The following is a 16,693-nucleotide window of genomic DNA, read 5'->3' as shown; positions in this document are numbered from 1 at the left end:
CTCAGAGATCGACGCTGTTGGGCAGGATCACGAGGTCGCGGATCGTCACGTTGCGCGGCCGCGTCAGCATGAAGAGCACCGCATCGGCCACTTCCTTCGGCTGCATCAGGCTGCCGGATGCGAGCGCTTCTTCCATCTTCGCCTTCGGCCAGTCGTCGAGCAGCGCCGTGACGACCGGTCCCGGCAACACGGCGCCCATCCGCACGCCGTGCTTCGCGACCTGACGCCGCGTGGTATGCACGAACGCCTGCACCGCAAATTTGGACGCGGCGTAGATCGGTTCCCACACCACCGGCACGACGCCCGCCACCGAACTGGTGAACAGGATATCGCCCGACTTCTGCGCGACCATGTGCGGCAGCACGGCATGCACGGAACGGAACGCGGCGTTGATGTTCAGGTTCAGCATGCGGTCCCATTCGTCCGGGTCGCCGTTCACGATTTCGCCGCCAATATAGGCACCGGCATTCGCATGGAAGATGTCGAGACCGCCCGCAAGACGCAGGATCTCCGGCAACATGCCCGACACTTCCGCGGGCTTCAGCAGGTCGACAGCGAGCGGGAACGCATTCGGGCCGAGTTCCGCGCAGCAGGCGGCGAGCCGGTCTTTCGCGCGGTCGATCAGCACGACCTTCACGCCTTCACTGACCAGCGTGCGCGCGCACTCGAGGCCGATACCCGAGGCCGCGCCGGTGATCGCGGCAACCTTTCCGTTGATGGATTCAGACATGAACGACTCTCCTTGATGGCTTCAATTTCGTGCTATCTGCGTTCGTTACGCGCGGCCATGGCTGACGCGCGACTGACGTGCGAGCGAATCCACGATCACCGCGATCGCCAGCACCGCGCCCGTGATCATGAAACGCAGCGACGAAGACAGATTCAGCAGCGTCAGGCCGCTCGCGATCGACTGGATCACGATGATGCCGAGCACCGCCGACCACGCGCTGCCGCGGCCGCCGAACAGACTCGTGCCGCCGATCACCGCGGCCGCGATCGCGTTGAGATTTACGTCGCCGGTGCCGGCCTGCTGGCTCGCCGACGCGAGCCGCGCCGCCGTGAGCACGCCGCCGAGCGAGGCGAGGCTCGCGCACAGCACGAATGCGCTGGTGTAGATGGCGCTGACCTTGATGCCCGCGCGCCGCGCGGCTTCGCGATTGCCGCCGACCGCGTTCATCGAACGGCCCCAGCGGGTGCGCGTCAACGCGTAGTGCATCGCGACGGCGAGACCGAGGAACACGCCGAACATCAACGGCACGCCGCGTCCGCGATCCAGATACGCGACGACGACCTCGAGAAACACGGTGATCGCCACCGCGCGCGCAAGCAGGCTGCCCACTGAAGGCGCGGAAAGACGCGCGGCACGCCGTCGTTCGCGCGTGCGCAAGCCGAGCAGCATGATCGCGATACCCGGCAGCAGCGCGAGCAGATGCGACACGACAGCGGGAATGATCATCAGCTGTCCGAAGTCCACCATCGTCGAACCGTACGGCAGGTTGATCGAGCCGTTTGTACCAAGCACGTACAGCTGCATGCCGAGGATCGCGAGCAGACCCGCGAGCGTGGACACGAAGCTCGGCATGCCGAGCCGGTTGAGCAGCAGCGCGTACAGCGCGCCGATCACCGCGCCCACCACTACAGCCACGACGATCGCGGGCAGCACCGGCCAGCCTTCGTTGACCCACAGCACGCCGACCAGTGCCGATGCGAAGCCGCTCATCGACCCGACCGACAGATCGATCTCGCCCACCAGCAGCACGCAGACGATGCCGAGCGAGATGACGCCGACCGTCGAGCAGTCGAACAGCAGGTTCACGAGATTGTCGGCCGAGAGAAACACCGGGTTCAGGCTGGTGAACACGGTCCAGATGATGACGAGGCCCACGATGACCGGCAGCGAACCCAGGTCGCCCGAGCGAACCCGGTCGACGAACGCGGAGACGGTGTCGCCGATTCCGGCGGCATGCTTCACGCGAACGTCGCTGCGATCGAGCAGCGTGGACTGCGCGGAATCGGAATTCGAGGCAGGCCCTGAAGCGGGCTCTGAAGCGGGACTAGAGCCGCTATGCGTATCGTGACTCATGATCGTTCCTTTACTGGACATGCTGTTGCCCCTGGCGGCGTCCGGCGCGGCGCGACACCGCGTTCTCGGTCGCGCCGGTAATGGCGGCCACCAGCTCCGCGTTCGACGAATCGGGATAGAACACGCCGTTGTTGCGGCCGAGTCGCAGCACCACGATGCGGTCCGCGACGGCGCGCACGTCCTCCATGTTGTGGCTGATCATGATCACCGCGTGGCCGCGGTCGCGTACCCGCTCGATCAGGTTCAGCACCTCGGCCGTCTGCGCGACGCCCAGCGCCGCCGTGGGCTCGTCGAGCATGATCAGCTTCGGGTCCAGCAGCAGCGAGCGCGCGATCGCCACCGTCTGCCGCTGACCGCCGGACAGCGACGCGACCACGTCCCGCACACTCGGAATACGCGCGGAAAGCTCGTTCAGCAGCGTCCATGCGCGCACTTCCATCGTGACCTCGTCGAGCCGCATCGGACTCAGCTCGCGGCCCAGGAAGATGTTCGCGACCACATCCAGGTTCTCGCACAGCGCGAGGTCCTGAAACACTGTCGCGATGCCGAGGTCGAGCGCCGTACCCGGATCGGACAGCGCAACCTGCTGCCCGCCGAAGGTGATCGTGCCGGCGCTCGGCTGATGCACGCCGGCGAGGATCTTCACCAGCGTCGATTTGCCGGCCCCGTTGTCGCCGACGAGGGCGACCACTTCGCCGGCATGCACGTCGAGCTCGATGTCGGTCAGCGCCGACACCGCCCCGAAGTGCTTCGAGATGCCGCGCAGGCTCAGCACCAGCTCGCCGGCCTTCGCGCGTGTCGTGGAGTTTTCGGACATGGGACGGACCCCTCCTGTCGTTCAGTGAGACCCGGCATCGCCGCCGGGTCCCGTCAAGCGTTGCACGGCGTCAGTCGCCACCGATCAGTTAGCGATCCCGAGCTTCTTGCAGCCGTCCGCATAGCGGCCCGAGCACAGGTCCTTCGCAGTCGCGATGCCCTTGTCGACCACTTCCGCCTTCAGGTTCTGCGCGGTGATCACGGTCGGCTTGAAGAGCTGCGTCGGCGTCTTGAAGAGCGTCGTTTCGCCCTTCGGCGCCTGGCCCGTCAGGAAGCCGACGGCCACCTTCGCCGCCGCGCCCGCGACGATCTCGCTCGGCTTCAGGATCGTGTTGTACTGATCGCCCGCGATGATCAGCTGCAGGCCTGCCAGCGTCGCGTCGTTGCCGGTCACGGGCGGCACCGGGTTCACGCCTGCCGCCTTGAACGCGGCGATGGTGCCGCCGGCCGTGCCGTCGTTGGCCGCCACCACGCCGACGATCTGCGTGCGGAACCGCGTGATCTGTCCGCTCACCCATTGCTGGGCCTTCGGCGGCGCCCACTCGGGCGTGTCGTACTCGGCGAGCGTCTTGTAGCCGCTGCCTTCAAGGCCTTCGTGAATGCCCTTCTTGATCAGCCCCGCGGCCGCATCGGTCGGCGAGCCGTTCACTTCGAGCACGCCGCCCTTGCTCGCGGCAACGCCCGTGTCCTTCATGTGCTGCACGAGCGACTGCGCGATCGACTTGCCGATCTGCTCGTTGTCGAACGACACGTAATAGTCGGCGGGCGTGGACGGCACCGGCCGGTCGTAAGCGATGACCTTGATGCCCTGGCTCTGCGCCATATGCACGAGCGAAGCAGCCGCGGTCGAATCCACCGGATCGAGCACGATCACTTTCGCGCCCTGCGCGATCACCGAGTTGAACTGTTGCTGCTGCTGCGATGCATCGGCGTTCGCGTTCTGGTAGAGCACCTTGCAGTCGGCGCACAGCTTCGCCATCTCCGCCTTGAAGCCCGGGAAATCGTGCTGCTCGTAGCGCGTCGATGCCTGATCGGGCATCAGGAACGCGACCGTGCCGCTCGGCGCCGCAAACGCGGCCGTGCTGCTCACGAGCCCGAGGCTCAGCAGGGCGACGGCCATCAAAGAGTTGGACAGTCTGGTCATTGCATGTCTCCGTTGTTGGTTGGAAAGACCTTTGAGTGCGGGTGGTGCGGGTACTGCCATCGTCCGGCTGCGTGCGATGTGTGCAGCCGGACCGGTACGAAAACCGCGAACGCAGGGGCGAGCCGGGCCAACGCCCTGGCCGGTTCGGGCATGCGACTACGGGATCTCGGTCGGGAACGCGCGCTAGCCGGGCGCCTCCGCGACGTCAGCGGATTCGGTCGCGCTGGCCGCGTTGAGCTGCTGATACGTTCGCCAGCGCGAAGGCGACATCTCCTTCAGCAACAGGAACTGGCGATTGAAGTTCGACAGGTTGTTGAAGCCGACCTGATAGCAGATTTCGGTGATCGTCAGTTCTCCCGACATCAGGAGCTGACACGCGAGATTGATGCGCAGGCGGTTCACGTACTGCACGAAAGGCACGCCGGTATGGCGGCGAAAGTAGCGCGAGAACGCGCTGACGCTCTGGCCCGACAGCTCGGCCAGTTCCGTTTCGCGCAGTTCCTGCGACAGGTTCTTGCCGATGAAGGCAAGCACATGGTTGATACGCGTGCCGGCATAGCGCGACGGGTCCGCGCGATACGCGGCGCTCGCCAGCTTCACAGGTTCGGCGCTCTGCGCGAGCAGATCGAACAGTGCGATGCACAGGATGATGCGGCGCAGTCCCTGCGCGGACAGCATCTCGCGCAGGATCGGTTCGGCGGCGGCGCCGGTCTCCGGCGTGAACAGCAGACCCCAGCGGGATGCATCGAGCAACGCCTCCACGCGCCGGAATTCCGGAAAGGCTTCGATCGTGCGCGCGATGAACGCGGCATCGAACTGCAGCACGAGGCACCGCTCGTCCACGCGCTCGCCGGCGGGCACGCTGCTCACCCAGTTGTGCGGCAGGTTCGAGCCCATCATCACCAGGTTGCCGGGCTGGAAGTTGCCGATATAGTCGCCGACGAAGTACTTGCCCGTGGTCGACGTGATGAGGTGGATCTCGTACTCGGGATGGAAATGCCAGCGCACCGTGCGGTACGGATAGCCATGCGACCAGACCTTGAACGACTCGTCGCGCGGCACGGCCACCAGCTCGAGATCCGGCTGGTCGATCTTCGCGCGTCGCGAATCCTTGCGTGTCGTTTCATCGTGAGTGGCTTGCATGTGTCATCCTCCTGCTCCGGCGGCCTGTTCTTCTGTGCGGCGCGCTTGCCGTCCGGCGCTCGCCATAGACGGAAAATTAGCTGCGCCGGTACGCTTACACCACTGAAAATAAGACCGCCGACTGATACTTTTTTGCATCGGGGTAAGCCCGTAGGGGCTAAAAGTCAACTTTTGTGCAAGGCACCATGAGACAAGCGATCGCGATTGCCCTGCTGTTTTTCAGCGTCGGGGCGTGGGCAACGGACATCCAGTGCGACCGGACCCAGCAGCCCGGTCAACAGGTCGTGTGCGACTACGCGATCCTGAATCACGAGTACGAGGACATCTACGGGCAGCAGCAGAAAATGATCCAGCAAGGCAAGCTGGCGTCGAATGTTCTGGCGGACTGGCAACGACGGCGCGATGCATGCCGGGACCCGCATTGCATGGATGGTGTGTTCGCGGCGTGGAGTGAAATCGCCAGGACTCTTCAGAGCCCGGGGGTTGCGCGTGCGATCACGGCATCGGAGGCGATCGGGCCGGCTTCGATGACGGCGCCGGCTTCGGGCGCCTCTGCTGCCTTAGCGGCTAGTGCCGCCAGTGCGGCAAGCCAGCAGGCGTCGGGCGTGCCGGTGTTCCGGCAAGGCAGCGCGTTCGGCGTCGCGGTGCCGCAGGCGGTTGCGTCGGATGCGGCGGCAAGTGCGACGGCTAGCGCGGCACCCGCGGCGGGTAAGATGACCGTCGACACCACGAGCAGCCTGACCGTGGTGCCGATCACCACGCTGGTGGTGCTGGCGATCGTGGCGATGGGCGCGGTCCTGCTGTTCCGGAAACGCCGCTCGAAACCGAAGCGCTGAGCGGCGTCCCGGCGCTTCGCAACACGCCCTGCCTATTCTTCAAGCACGATCTGCACCTTCACGTCGTTCGGATTGCCGCTCGAAGCCTCTTCGAACGCCTTGATGCCGTCCGCGAACGGGAAGGTGCGCGAGATGAACGGCTTCACGTCGATGCGGCCCGACGCGATCAGCTGGATCGCGCGCGGGAAGATGTTCGCGTAACGGAAGACCGATTCGATGCGCGCTTCCTTGATCTGCACCGCGACGATATCGATCGGCACCGCTTTCTGCGGCATGCCGACCAGCACGAGGCAGCCGCCCGGACACAGCAGATCCACGATGCCGTCGAACGCTTTCTCGTTGCCGCTCGCTTCGAACACGACGTCCGCGCCCCAGCCGTCGGTCAGTTCCTTCACGGCATCGAGCGGCGCGCGCTCGCGGATATTGACGGTCGTCACGCCCTGCACGCCGCCGATCAGCGTGAGCTTCTCGTCGACGAGATCGCAGACGATCGCACGGCTGCAACCCCCTGCGAGCGCGGCGAGCGCGCACATCATGCCGATCGTGCCCGCGCCGAGCACGACCGCCACGTCGCCGGGCTTGATCGCCGCTTTCTTCGCCGCCTGCAGGCCGATGGACAGCGGCTCGACGATCGCGCCTTCCGCGAAGCTGACGTTGTCGGGCAGCTTGTACGTGAACGCGGCCGGATGCACGACGAACGGCGCGAGGCAACCATGCACGGGCGGCGTCGCCCAGAAGCGTACCTTCGGATCGAGGTTGTAAAGCCCTTCGCGCGACGCGCGCGATTCCATGTCGGGCACACCGGGTTCCATGCACACGCGGTCGCCCGGCTTCAGATGCGAGACTTCGTCGCCGACTTCGACGACCGTGCCCGATGCCTCGTGACCTAGCACCATCGGCTCGTTGACGACGAACGGCCCAATGCGGCCGTGCTGATAGTAGTGAATGTCGCTACCGCAGATACCCACCGTATGAATGCGGATGCGCACGTCGCGCGGACCGACCACCTGCGGCAGCGTGAACGGACGCAGACTGATGCGCCGCGCCTCCTCGAGAACCAATGCTTCCATCGCGATGCCTCTTCTGCTGGTTGCTGCGTTATGGCGCTGCGTGCACGAGCGTGCAGCGCGCCTGGATCATCCCGGCCCCGGGATGTCGAAACCCTCTACATCAGCCGGCGCGAAATCCGCCGTCGACGGTAAGCGTGGTGCCGTTCACCATCCGCGCGCCATCGCCGAGCAGCCACGCGATCGCCTCCGCGACGTCGTCGGGCTGCGCGAAGCGCTGCAGCGGAATGCGCGCGAGCATCGGCGCCGAGCGCGCGGGATCGCTCCACACTTTCTCCGCCATCGGCGTCAGCGTGACGACGGGGTTCACCGAGTTCACGCGAATGCCGTACGCGCCAAGCTCGACCGCCATCACGCGCGTCAGCGCATCGAGCGCGGCTTTCGACGCGCAATACGCGGCATGCAGCGGCGTGCCGACCTGCGCCGCGATGCTCGACACGTTGACGATCGCGCCGCGCACGCCGCGCTCGATCATGCCGCGCGCGCATTGCTGCGCGACCAGCAGCGGCGCACGCGTGTTGACCGCGAGCGTGCGGTCGAACGTATCGGCAGACGTATCGAGAAACGCCTGCCTCTCCACGATGCCCGCGCAGTTGACGACGAAGTCCGCGGGCGTCGCCGACGCGATCGCCGCGTGCGTCGCTGCTATATCCGCGAGATCCACCGCGAGCGCTTCGCAGTGTGTAAGTTCGCGCAGAGAATCGAGATCGGCCCGCTGGCGCGACAGCGCGACGACATGCGCGCCGCGTTCCGCGAGCAGCAGCGCGCTCGCGCGGCCGATACCCTTGCCCGCGCCGGTCACGAGCACGGTCTTGCCCGCGAATTCGCCGCGCGCATTCAACGCGTCGCGCGTTTCGCCAGCGGTTTCAGCGCGCACGCCGTCCATGACCGGCTCCAAGTGGAGGTTCGTCGCACAGACGTCGCGCGGTGCCTTCATCGGTGACGAGCACCGACGGATAGCCGCCCATCAGCGCCGCGCGCGTTACGTCGTACTTTTCCTCGCCGCCGCAAACCAGCACGACATGACGGATATTGCGCAGATCGTCGAGCGTGATCGCGACCGTGCGCCGGTTCAACGGATGCCGCACCGGCTCGCCGCGCGCGTCCATGAAATGACCCAGCATGTCGCCGATCGCGCCCGCCTCGCGCAGCGCGTCGACCTGCTCGTTGTTGCGGATGCCGTAGCGTACGACGAGCGACTCCGCGAGCTCGCCGCAGGTGACGATCGCGAGATCCGCGCCACGCGCCATCTCGTAGGTTTCGCGAATCACGTCTTCCTGCAGGATCACGTCGCGCGCCTTCTGGCTGCTCACATAGATCGGCGCGGCGAACAGATGGCTGTCGGCATCGCACAGGTTCGCGAAGTCGGACACGATGTCGAACGTGTTAATGCTCGGGCAATGCGACAGGCCGCCCTGCAGCGACACCACCGCGAGCTGGCCATAGCCGCGATGCGGCATCGCGCGCAGCATCGCGCGGATCGTGCGACCCCAGCCGAGTCCTACGGTCATGCCATCGGCGAGCTGGCCGGCCACATAGCGCGCCGCGCCCACGCCAAGCGCGGTGCGGTTCGACTCCTGGCTGAGCCCCGTCGGCGCCACGACCGCGGCGTCGAGTTCGAAGCGCTCCACCAGCGCTTTCTCCAGCGCGACGCAGGGCGCGATGCGGCCGTTGATCGTCACCTGCACGAGGCCGGCTTCGCGTCCCGCGGCAAGCAACCGGTTGACGCGTACGCGGTTGCTGCCGAGCGACTCGGCAATTTCCTGCTGCGTCTGGTTGCCGATGTAGTAGTGCCACGCAACGCGCGCCTGCAGCTCTTCTTCGAGGTCGACCGGCATGTCGGATTCAGGTGTCGGCGGCAGTTTGTCGATGGACATCGTGTTCTCGCGGAACGTGTAAGGGGATGAACGCTACTTTACCGCGCCCATTGTGAGCCCCTGCACGAGCCGGCCGGACACGAGCAGCGCGAAGACGATCATCGGCAGCACGATCAGCGTGCCGGTCGCCATGATCTCGCCCCACGGCAGCTCGTAGCCGCTCATGTAGCTCGTCGCGGCGACGGGCGACGTCACCGCGTCCTCGCGTGTCATCACGAGCGCATAGAGCAGATCGTTCCACGAGAAAATAAACGCGAAGATCGCGGACACGACGATGCCCGGCATCGCGAGCGGCAGATTGATGCGCCAGAAGATGCGCCACGGCGACGCGCCGTCGAGCCGCGCGGCTTCGTCGAGCTCGACCGGAATGTTGCGGAACTGGTCGGTGCAGATCCACACGACGATCGGCAGCGAGAACGTCAGATACAGCAGGATCAGCACGATGTGCGTATCGACCAGATCGAGCTGCGTGGCGATCAGGAAGAACGGCACCGCCAGCACGACCGGGCTCACCATCCGGTTCGAGATGAACCAGAACCACAGGTCTTCCTTGCCGCGGAATTCGAAGCGCGCAAGCGCGTACGCGGCCGGCGCGCCGAACAGGATCGCGAGCACCGTCGTGCTGCTCGCGACGATCAGCGAGTTCACGAGGCTCGCGCCAACGTCGTGCTGGAAGAGCGCGTCCACGTAATGCGAGAGCGTCGGCGAGAACACCCAGACCGGCGGCACCGCCAGCGCTTCGGCCTGGGTCTTCAGGCTCGTCGTCACCATCCAGTAGAACGGGAACACCGACGACAGAAATACGATCAGGAGACCGATGAAATGCCAGATGTTCGCGCGCTGGCGCTGCCGGCGGCCGCGTCGCGCACGCGCCTGCTGCGCGCGGTCGTTCTGCACCTCACGCGTTGCTGGTGATACGGCGGCGGCGACTGGCGTGCTGGATACGCTGGACGGGTTCGTCGAAGACGCGTGCATTACGCTGCCTCCCGGTAAATGAAGCGGATGTAGAGCCGCGAGAGCACGATCGTGAGGATCAGCAGCAGCACCGCCTGTGCGGACGCCATGCCTTGATCGAACAGCCGGAAGCCGATGCGCTGGATATAGACGCTGATGAATTCGGTTGCGGTGCCGGGGCCGCCGCGCGTCATCGTGAACACTGCGTCGAACATCTTCAGCATGTCGGCCGAGCGCAGGATCAGGATCGCGGTGAGGCCGGGCAGCAGAAACGGCCGCTGCTGATGCCAGAGAATCATCGTCCAGCGCGACGTGTCGAGCCGCGCGGCCTCCTCCACTTCGCGCGGCACCATCGCGAGCCCCGCGAGCAGGATCAGCGTGCAGAACGGCGTCCACTGCCAGATGTCCATGATCATCACGGACACGAACGCGAGCGTCGGGTCGCCGAGCCAGTCGAGCGGCGCGATGCCGATCAACCCGAGCAGCCAGTTCACGATACCGAACTGGCGGTTGAAGATGAGCCGGCCGATCAGGCCAACCACCGCGTAGGTGGTCGCCATCGGAATCACAAGGCTCACGCGTGCGATCGCGCGCATCCACGGCAGCGCCTGGCGATGCAGCAGCAGCGCCGCAAACAGCCCAAGCGCGAGTTCGATCGGCAGCGTCAGGCACAGGAACAGCAAGGTGCGGCCGAGCGCGCCCCAGAACGACGGGTCGGTCAGCGTCGCGACGTAGTTGTCGATGCCGACGAATGGCGTACCCGACGCGAGATCGGTGAGGTTGTAGTGATGAAACGAGTTGTACAGCGCGAGCAGCGTCGGATAGATGCCGATCGCCGCGAGCACGAACACCGCCGGCGCGAGAAACCAGAATGCCGGCGAGCGCGGCCACAGACGCACGCGCCGCGCCGCCGTGGGCGGCTGGGCGATGAGGTTGGACATCGGACTTCGTCTCCGTTTTCTGCTACGTGCGGACGGCGCGCGATACGCGCCGCGCCGTCCGCTCAGGACGCTTCATGTCGCTTCAGTTGAGACTTCGCGACGTTACTTCAGCAGCGGCTTCTTGCCGTCGTAGTAGCCGGCCTTCTGCAGCACCGCTTCCATCTTGCTGCCGATCGTCGCTGCGCCGTCATGCACCGACACCTGGCCGAGCATCATCTTCGTGCCCCACTCGCCGATGATCTCCGAGATCGCCGGCCATTCCGGGAAGCGCGGCCGGTAGTCGGGCACCCCGCCCTGCCACGACTGCACCATCGGCTTCACGAACGGATACTTGCTCTGGATCGCGGGGTCCTGATAGAGCGACATGCGCGCCGGCACGCCGCCCGCTTCCAGATACGGCTTCGCTTCCTGCTCGGACGTGATCCACTGGATGAAGAGCCATGCAGCGGCCTGCTTCTTCGCGGTGGACTTCGCGTTTACCGCGAGCGAGAAGCCGCCGAGCGCGGGCTTCAGACCCGCCGGTCCGGTCGGTTCGGTCGCCACGCCGAGACAGTTGCCGAGCTTCGACTTGCTCGGATCGGTGAGCGTCGGATAGAACGCCGACCATTCGGTGATCATCGCAACATGACCCTGCGCGAGCGCGTTGACCGCTTCCGCGTGGTCGTAGTCGACGATGCCGGGCGGCATGTACTTCATCAGCTTCTGGCGGTACTCGAGACCCGCCTGCGATTGCGGCGACAGCAGGTTCGACTTGAACTTCGCATCAAGCAGCGAGCCGCCGTTCGGCCACAGCATGCGCATGAAGCTGTCCGCCGACTGCGTTTCGCCGCGCCGCGACTGCAGCGCGAACGCGTACTGGTTCTTCGAAGCGTTGGTGAGCTTCGGCGCGTACACGTTCAGGAGTTCATCCCACGTCTTCGGCGGCCCGCTGAAACCGGCGTCTTTCAGCATGCACTCGTTGTAGAACATCAGGCCCGAGTAGTTGTCGAACGGCAGACCATACAGCGTCTTGTCCCACGTGCCGAACGAGTCGAGCAGGATCGGGAAGAAGTCTTTCAGGTTCAGGTTCGGGTCGGCGAGCTTCGGGTCGCTCGTGAACTTGCTGAGCGGCACGAGCCACTTGTTGCTCGAGAATTCGCCGAGCCACACCACGTCGACGAGCACGATGTCCTGCGCCCCGCCGCTCACGAAGTTGAGCACTTCGCGTTCGCGCGTGCTCTCGTACGGGATCACGTCGAACTTGATCTTGATGCCGGTTTCTTTCTCGAACTGCGGGATCAGCTGTTCCGCGGCCTTGTAGCCCGGACGATCCAGAAAGATCACCGATACCGTGGTGCCCGAATACGGCGCCGCCGCCTCTTTCAAGGTCCATGCGGACGCATTCGATGCCGCGGCGAACGCCGCGACGCTCAACAAGGCCGCCGCAACGGCCTTCGTACAACGCTTGCTCATGCCTGTCTCCTGGGTGACTTCTTTGTTTTCGGCCGCATGCGCAAATGACGCCGCGCAACGGTGTCGTGCTGCCCAGCGACGGTGGTTCGAGGGTCGCCGTTTCACTTGTAATTTCGTATTTACAATTGTATATTTGCTGCGAAGCGCGCTGTCAAGCGCTAATTGCAGCGATTTTTCGCAACACGTCCGCGAGATGCTCGCGGCACGCGTGTGGGTGCGCGCGCAAGCGTTCTGCACCGCAACGTTGCCCGCCAAAACAGCCCACGCCTGAGCGTGGCACTGCAGGAGACGCGCATGAGTGCAGTCCAGTTGAGCCAGATCCGCAAGTCGTATGCAGGTGTCGACGTGCTGAAGAGCGTCGACATCAGCGTCGAAGACCGCGAGTTCATGGTGTTCGTCGGTCCATCCGGTTGCGGAAAATCCACGCTGCTGCGCACGGTTGCAGGTCTCGAACTCAGCGATTCGGGACGCGTGCTGATCGGCGGAGAAGACGTCACCGAAGTCGAGCCTTCGCAGCGCGGTGTCGCGATGGTGTTCCAGTCGTATGCGCTGTATCCGCACATGTCGGTGTTCGAGAACATCGCGTTCGGGCTGCGCATGATGAAGCTGCCCGAAGCGAAGATCCGCGAGCGCGTCGAAGCCGCCGCGCGCGTGCTGCAGATCGAAGCGCTGCTGGAGCGGCGCCCGCGCGCGCTCTCCGGCGGCCAGCGCCAGCGCGTCGCGATCGGCCGCTCGATCGTGCGGGAGCCGAAGGTCTTCCTGTTCGACGAGCCGCTGTCGAATCTCGATGCGGCGCTGCGCGTGCAAATGCGGCTCGAACTGATCAAGCTGCATCGCCAGCTCGACGCGACGATGATCTACGTGACGCACGACCAGACCGAAGCGATGACCATGGCCGATCGCATCGTCGTGCTCAATCACGGGCGCGTCGAACAGGTCGGCTCGCCGCTCGAACTCTATCGCGAGCCGTGCAACCGGTTCGTCGCGGGCTTTATTGGTTCTCCGAAGATGAATTTTCTCGACGTGCCGCTGCAGCGCGCCGACGGCGCGGGCGTGACGGTCGGTCTGCCTGGCGGCGGCTCGCTCACGCTGCCGTTCACGGCAGATGGCTTGCAGTCCGGTGCCAAGCTCGTGCTCGGCATTCGTCCCGAGCATCTCGTTGAAGGAGCGGGCGGCTCCTGCGATGCGGTGCTCGATGCGGAGATCTCGGTCGTCGAGCATCTCGGCAGCGAAACGCTGCTGCATGCGCGGCTCGCCAACGACGTGACGATCCAGGCGAAGGGCTCGGGGGAATCGCTGGTCGCGAACGGCGAGCGCATCGCGCTCGGTCTCAACGTGCGGCACGCGCATCTGTTTCGCGAGGATGGCGCCGCGCTCACACGGCGCGCCGGCGCGTTCGGCAATCAGGCGGCGGCCTGATTTCGCGTTCGCCATCAGCACCTGGAGCACGACATGAATTCATCCAGCGGACACGCGCCGTCACGCGCGGATACTTCGTCGGTCAGCGCCAGCGCCAATAGGTTTGCCCTGCTCACGCAGCAGGCGCTCGATGAGATTCGCGCAGTGCTAGACCGTGTCGCGCAAGCTGAGATCGAGCAAACGCTCGACGCGTTGGCGGGTGCACACCGCATCGTGTGCTACGGCGTGGGCCGCGAAGGACTGATGATGCGCGCGCTCGCGATGCGGCTCTATCACCTCGGGCTCGACGCGCATGTCGTCGGCGATATGTCGGCACCGCCGGTGGCAGCGGGCGACCTGTTCGTCGCGAGCGCGGGACCCGGTGGATTCGCGACCGTGGACGGGCTGCTGCGCGTCGCGCGGGAAGCAGGCGCACGCACGTTACTGTTTACCGCGCAGCCCCAGGGCAGCGCAGCCGCGCACGCGGACGCTGTTTGCATTCTGCCCGCGCAGACGATGGCGAACGATACGCGCGACGCCGGCGCAGTCTCGTTGCTGCCGATGGGCAGCGTCTACGAGGGCGCGCAATTTCTGCTGTTCGAATTGCTGGTGCTGATGCTGCGCGATCGCCTGCAGATCCAGCCCGACGCGATGCGCGCGCGGCACACGAACCTCGAATAAACGCAGCGCGCGCCACCGTCAACGCCTCGACCGCGGCCGCACGCGAAACCACGTCAACAGCACGACAAACAGAAACGCGACATACGCGACGCTGAACACCCAGCCGGGCAGATCGTAGTACATCAGCGCGCTCACCCAACGCTGCACGAAGCCCTGCGCGCCGGTTTGCCCGGTGCGCAGCCAGTCTTCGAGCACGGTGAGCGGGCACGGTATGTTGAGCGCCGCCAGCAGCGCGACCACGCCGATCGCCGCGAGATGCGCGATGCGAAAAACGCGATTGCGCACCCAGCGTTGCTTCAGCGCGGCACCCACCCAGATCGCGATCACACCGCCGACGATAAACAGCACGAGCAGCGCGTGCAGCACCAGAACCGTATCGGCAAGCCAGATCATGATGTCTCTGCGGGATTCGATACTGCTCTATTGTCCTGCAGCACGTGTCTTCGCTTCCGGGCGGCCCGCAAAACCCGACACTCGCCGCCTATGCGCTAACAGACTGACGCGACACGACAGCACGCCTACACTGACACGCATCCGACACTCCACGGGTGAAGGTGTGCCATGGCCAATCTCCGCACCCTCGCAAGGCGCGCGTGCTCGACGCTCGTCGTCGCCATCGCGACAGCCTGCGGCACGTCAATTCATACGAATACCGCGGACCTCAGCGTCCCCTCGCCGGACTGGCGCGACCAGATCGTGTATTTCGTCGTCACCGACCGCTTCGCCGACGGCGATCCGACCAACGACAACCAGGACGCGGGCGAATTCGATCCCACCAATAACGCGAAGTACAGCGGCGGCGACCTTCGCGGCATCGAGCAGAAAATCGCCTATATCCAGCAGCTCGGCGCCACCGCGATCTGGCTGACGCCACCTGTCGCGAACCAGTGGTGGGACCCGCGCGTGAACTACGGCGGCTATCACGGCTACTGGGCGAGCAACTTCATGGAAGTGGACAAGCACATGGGTTCGCTCGGCGATTATCAGGCGCTCTCCATTGCACTGCACCAGGCCGGCATGTATCTGATCCAGGACATCGTGGTCAATCACACCGGCGACTTCTTCTACTACAACGACGGCTGGAACCCGAACGATCCCGCGCAATACTGGGCGCGCAACACCGGTTCCGTGCCGACGACCGCGCCCACGCAGTCGCCGTTCGACATGGACGACCCGACCGACCCCGCGCAGCGCGTCGCCGCGATCTATCACTGGACCCCGGACATCAGTGACTTCAACGACGAGAACCAGCTGCTCAATTACCAGCTCTACGGGCTCGACGACCTGAACACCGAGAACCCCACAGTGCGCAGCGCACTCAGGAAAAGCTACGGCTACTGGATCTCGACGGTCGGCGTCGACGCATTCCGGATCGACACCGCGTTTTACGTGCCGCAGGCGTTCTTCAGCGACTTCATGTACTCGACCGACGCGACGGCGCCCGGCATCGAGCAGGTCGCCCAGGCGAACGGCAAGCAGAACTTCCTCGCGTTCGGCGAAGGCTTCGCGACCGACGCACCGTACGACGACACGAACTCGAAGAAGATCGAGTCGTACATGGCCGATTCGAGCGGCAACGACATCCTGCCCGCGATGCTCAACTATCCGCTTTACGGCACGCTGGGCGACGTGCTGCACGGTGGCCATCCGACTGCCGAGCTTGGCTACCGGATCGCGGACATGATGCAGGTGTTCAAGCGGCCTTACCTGATGCCGACGTTTCTCGACAATCACGACGTCGACCGCTTTCTCGCCGACGGTTCGGTCGCGGGGCTGCAACAGGGGCTGGTGCTGATCATGACCTTGCCCGGCATTCCGGTGATCTACTACGGCACCGAGCAGGCGTTCACCGAACAGCGCGGCGCGATGTTCGCGGGCGGCTACGCGTCCGGCGGCGTCGACCACTTCGACACCAACGCACCGCTCTACCAGTTCATCGCGCAACTCACCGCGCTGCGCCGGCAGAACCTCGTGTTTTCGCGCGGCACGCCGGCGATTCTCGACCAGGACAGCGGCGGGCCCGGCGCGTTCGCCTACCGGATGTCTTACGGGGATGTGTCGGCGGTGGTCGCAATCAATACGTCGGACACACAGCCGCAAATGCGCACGTTCGCGACCGGTCTGCGCGCCGGCACGCTGCTCGAGAACGAGACAGCGCTCAACGGCAGCGCTGCGCCACTCGTCGTGGCGGCGGACGGCACGGTGAGCGTCACGCTGCCGGTACGAAGCGCTTTCGTGTGGATCGCGGGCCCGAATGCGAAAATATGACGGTCATCGTCGAACGCCGACCGTCAGGGACCG

General features: G+C 65.2%; 16 protein-coding genes. 4 read left to right on the top strand and 12 right to left on the bottom strand.

Features of this window, described 5'->3' with window-relative positions:
- Nucleotide 1: 1 nt before the first annotated feature.
- The 5 genes from DVS29_RS11305 to DVS29_RS11285 all read right to left on the bottom strand — a co-directional run bounded on the left by DVS29_RS11305 (nucleotide 2) and on the right by DVS29_RS11285 (nucleotide 5,186).
- Nucleotides 2-730, bottom strand: coding sequence for an SDR family oxidoreductase (locus DVS29_RS11305; protein ID WP_118180544.1), 729 nt, complete (start codon nucleotides 728-730; stop codon nucleotides 2-4).
- Nucleotides 731-775: 45 nt separating this feature from the next.
- Nucleotides 776-2,083, bottom strand: coding sequence for a sugar ABC transporter permease (locus DVS29_RS11300; protein WP_118180543.1), 1,308 nt, complete (start codon nucleotides 2,081-2,083; stop codon nucleotides 776-778).
- Between the two features lie 10 nt (nucleotides 2,084-2,093).
- Nucleotides 2,094-2,900: an ATP-binding cassette domain-containing protein gene (locus DVS29_RS11295; RefSeq protein ID WP_118180542.1), complete on the bottom strand. Its 807-nt coding sequence runs from the start codon at nucleotides 2,898-2,900 to the stop codon at nucleotides 2,094-2,096.
- 84 nt (nucleotides 2,901-2,984) lie between these two features.
- The gene (locus tag DVS29_RS11290; protein WP_118180541.1) at nucleotides 2,985-4,043 is read right to left on the bottom strand and encodes an ABC transporter substrate-binding protein; all 1,059 of its coding nucleotides are present in this window, start codon (nucleotides 4,041-4,043) and stop codon (nucleotides 2,985-2,987) included.
- 183 nt (nucleotides 4,044-4,226) lie between these two features.
- The gene (locus DVS29_RS11285; protein ID WP_118180540.1) at nucleotides 4,227-5,186 is read right to left on the bottom strand and encodes an AraC family transcriptional regulator; all 960 of its coding nucleotides are present in this window, start codon (nucleotides 5,184-5,186) and stop codon (nucleotides 4,227-4,229) included.
- Between the two features lie 185 nt (nucleotides 5,187-5,371).
- On the opposite strand from DVS29_RS11285, the gene DVS29_RS11280 reads away from it, so the two are divergent.
- Nucleotides 5,372-6,022, top strand: coding sequence for a hypothetical protein (locus DVS29_RS11280; RefSeq protein WP_118180539.1), 651 nt, complete (start codon nucleotides 5,372-5,374; stop codon nucleotides 6,020-6,022).
- A 32-nt stretch (nucleotides 6,023-6,054) separates the two neighbouring features.
- Here DVS29_RS11280 and DVS29_RS11275 read toward each other — a convergent pair whose 3' ends face one another.
- The 6 genes from DVS29_RS11275 to DVS29_RS11250 form a co-directional block, all read right to left on the bottom strand.
- On the bottom strand, nucleotides 6,055-7,092 hold the full coding sequence (locus DVS29_RS11275) for an NAD(P)-dependent alcohol dehydrogenase (RefSeq protein WP_118180538.1): 1,038 nt from the start codon (nucleotides 7,090-7,092) through the stop codon (nucleotides 6,055-6,057).
- A gap of 100 nt (nucleotides 7,093-7,192) precedes the next feature.
- Nucleotides 7,193-7,975 (bottom strand): SDR family oxidoreductase, encoded by a 783-nt coding sequence (locus DVS29_RS11270; protein ID WP_118180537.1) that lies wholly within the window; start codon nucleotides 7,973-7,975, stop codon nucleotides 7,193-7,195.
- The gene (locus DVS29_RS11265) at nucleotides 7,956-8,966 is read right to left on the bottom strand and encodes a sugar-binding transcriptional regulator (RefSeq protein ID WP_118180536.1); all 1,011 of its coding nucleotides are present in this window, start codon (nucleotides 8,964-8,966) and stop codon (nucleotides 7,956-7,958) included. Before DVS29_RS11265 ends, DVS29_RS11270 begins: the two co-directional genes overlap by 20 nt.
- Nucleotides 8,967-8,999: 33 nt before the next feature.
- Complete coding sequence (locus DVS29_RS11260) at nucleotides 9,000-9,941, bottom strand: carbohydrate ABC transporter permease (protein ID WP_118180535.1); 942 nt, start codon at nucleotides 9,939-9,941, stop codon at nucleotides 9,000-9,002.
- Nucleotides 9,941-10,861, bottom strand: coding sequence for a carbohydrate ABC transporter permease (locus tag DVS29_RS11255; protein ID WP_118180534.1), 921 nt, complete (start codon nucleotides 10,859-10,861; stop codon nucleotides 9,941-9,943). The genes DVS29_RS11260 and DVS29_RS11255 overlap by 1 nt, the downstream gene beginning before the upstream one ends.
- 102 nt (nucleotides 10,862-10,963) lie before the next feature.
- Entirely contained in the window at nucleotides 10,964-12,313 is a 1,350-nt protein-coding gene (locus DVS29_RS11250; RefSeq protein ID WP_118180533.1) for an ABC transporter substrate-binding protein, read from the bottom strand.
- Between the two features lie 294 nt (nucleotides 12,314-12,607).
- Here DVS29_RS11250 and DVS29_RS11245 point away from each other — a divergent pair, with 294 nt between their 5' ends.
- Both DVS29_RS11245 and DVS29_RS11240 read left to right on the top strand, forming a co-directional pair.
- On the top strand, nucleotides 12,608-13,732 hold the full coding sequence (locus DVS29_RS11245; RefSeq protein WP_118180532.1) for an ABC transporter ATP-binding protein: 1,125 nt from the start codon (nucleotides 12,608-12,610) through the stop codon (nucleotides 13,730-13,732).
- Nucleotides 13,733-13,765: 33 nt separating this feature from the next.
- A complete protein-coding gene (locus DVS29_RS11240; RefSeq protein ID WP_118180531.1) occupies nucleotides 13,766-14,392 on the top strand; it encodes an SIS domain-containing protein in 627 nt (208 codons plus the stop codon).
- A gap of 18 nt (nucleotides 14,393-14,410) precedes the next feature.
- Here the strand turns inward: DVS29_RS11240 and DVS29_RS11235 are convergent, their stop codons facing one another.
- Nucleotides 14,411-14,785 carry a DUF2784 domain-containing protein gene (locus DVS29_RS11235; protein WP_118180530.1) on the bottom strand — a complete coding sequence of 125 codons (375 nt, stop codon included), beginning with the start codon at nucleotides 14,783-14,785 and terminating at the stop codon, nucleotides 14,411-14,413.
- A 168-nt stretch (nucleotides 14,786-14,953) separates the two neighbouring features.
- Here DVS29_RS11235 and DVS29_RS11230 point away from each other — a divergent pair, with 168 nt between their 5' ends.
- On the top strand, nucleotides 14,954-16,660 hold the full coding sequence (locus DVS29_RS11230; protein WP_118180529.1) for an alpha-amylase family glycosyl hydrolase: 1,707 nt from the start codon (nucleotides 14,954-14,956) through the stop codon (nucleotides 16,658-16,660).
- The last annotated feature ends 33 nt before the right edge of the window (nucleotides 16,661-16,693 follow it).

The organism is Paraburkholderia phosphatilytica, from assembly GCF_003443895.1.
In the GTDB taxonomy this organism is placed as follows: domain Bacteria; phylum Pseudomonadota; class Gammaproteobacteria; order Burkholderiales; family Burkholderiaceae; genus Paraburkholderia; species Paraburkholderia phosphatilytica.
The sequence above is the reverse complement of the archived record's forward strand: the minus strand, read 5'-3'. Positions and strand labels throughout refer to the sequence as shown.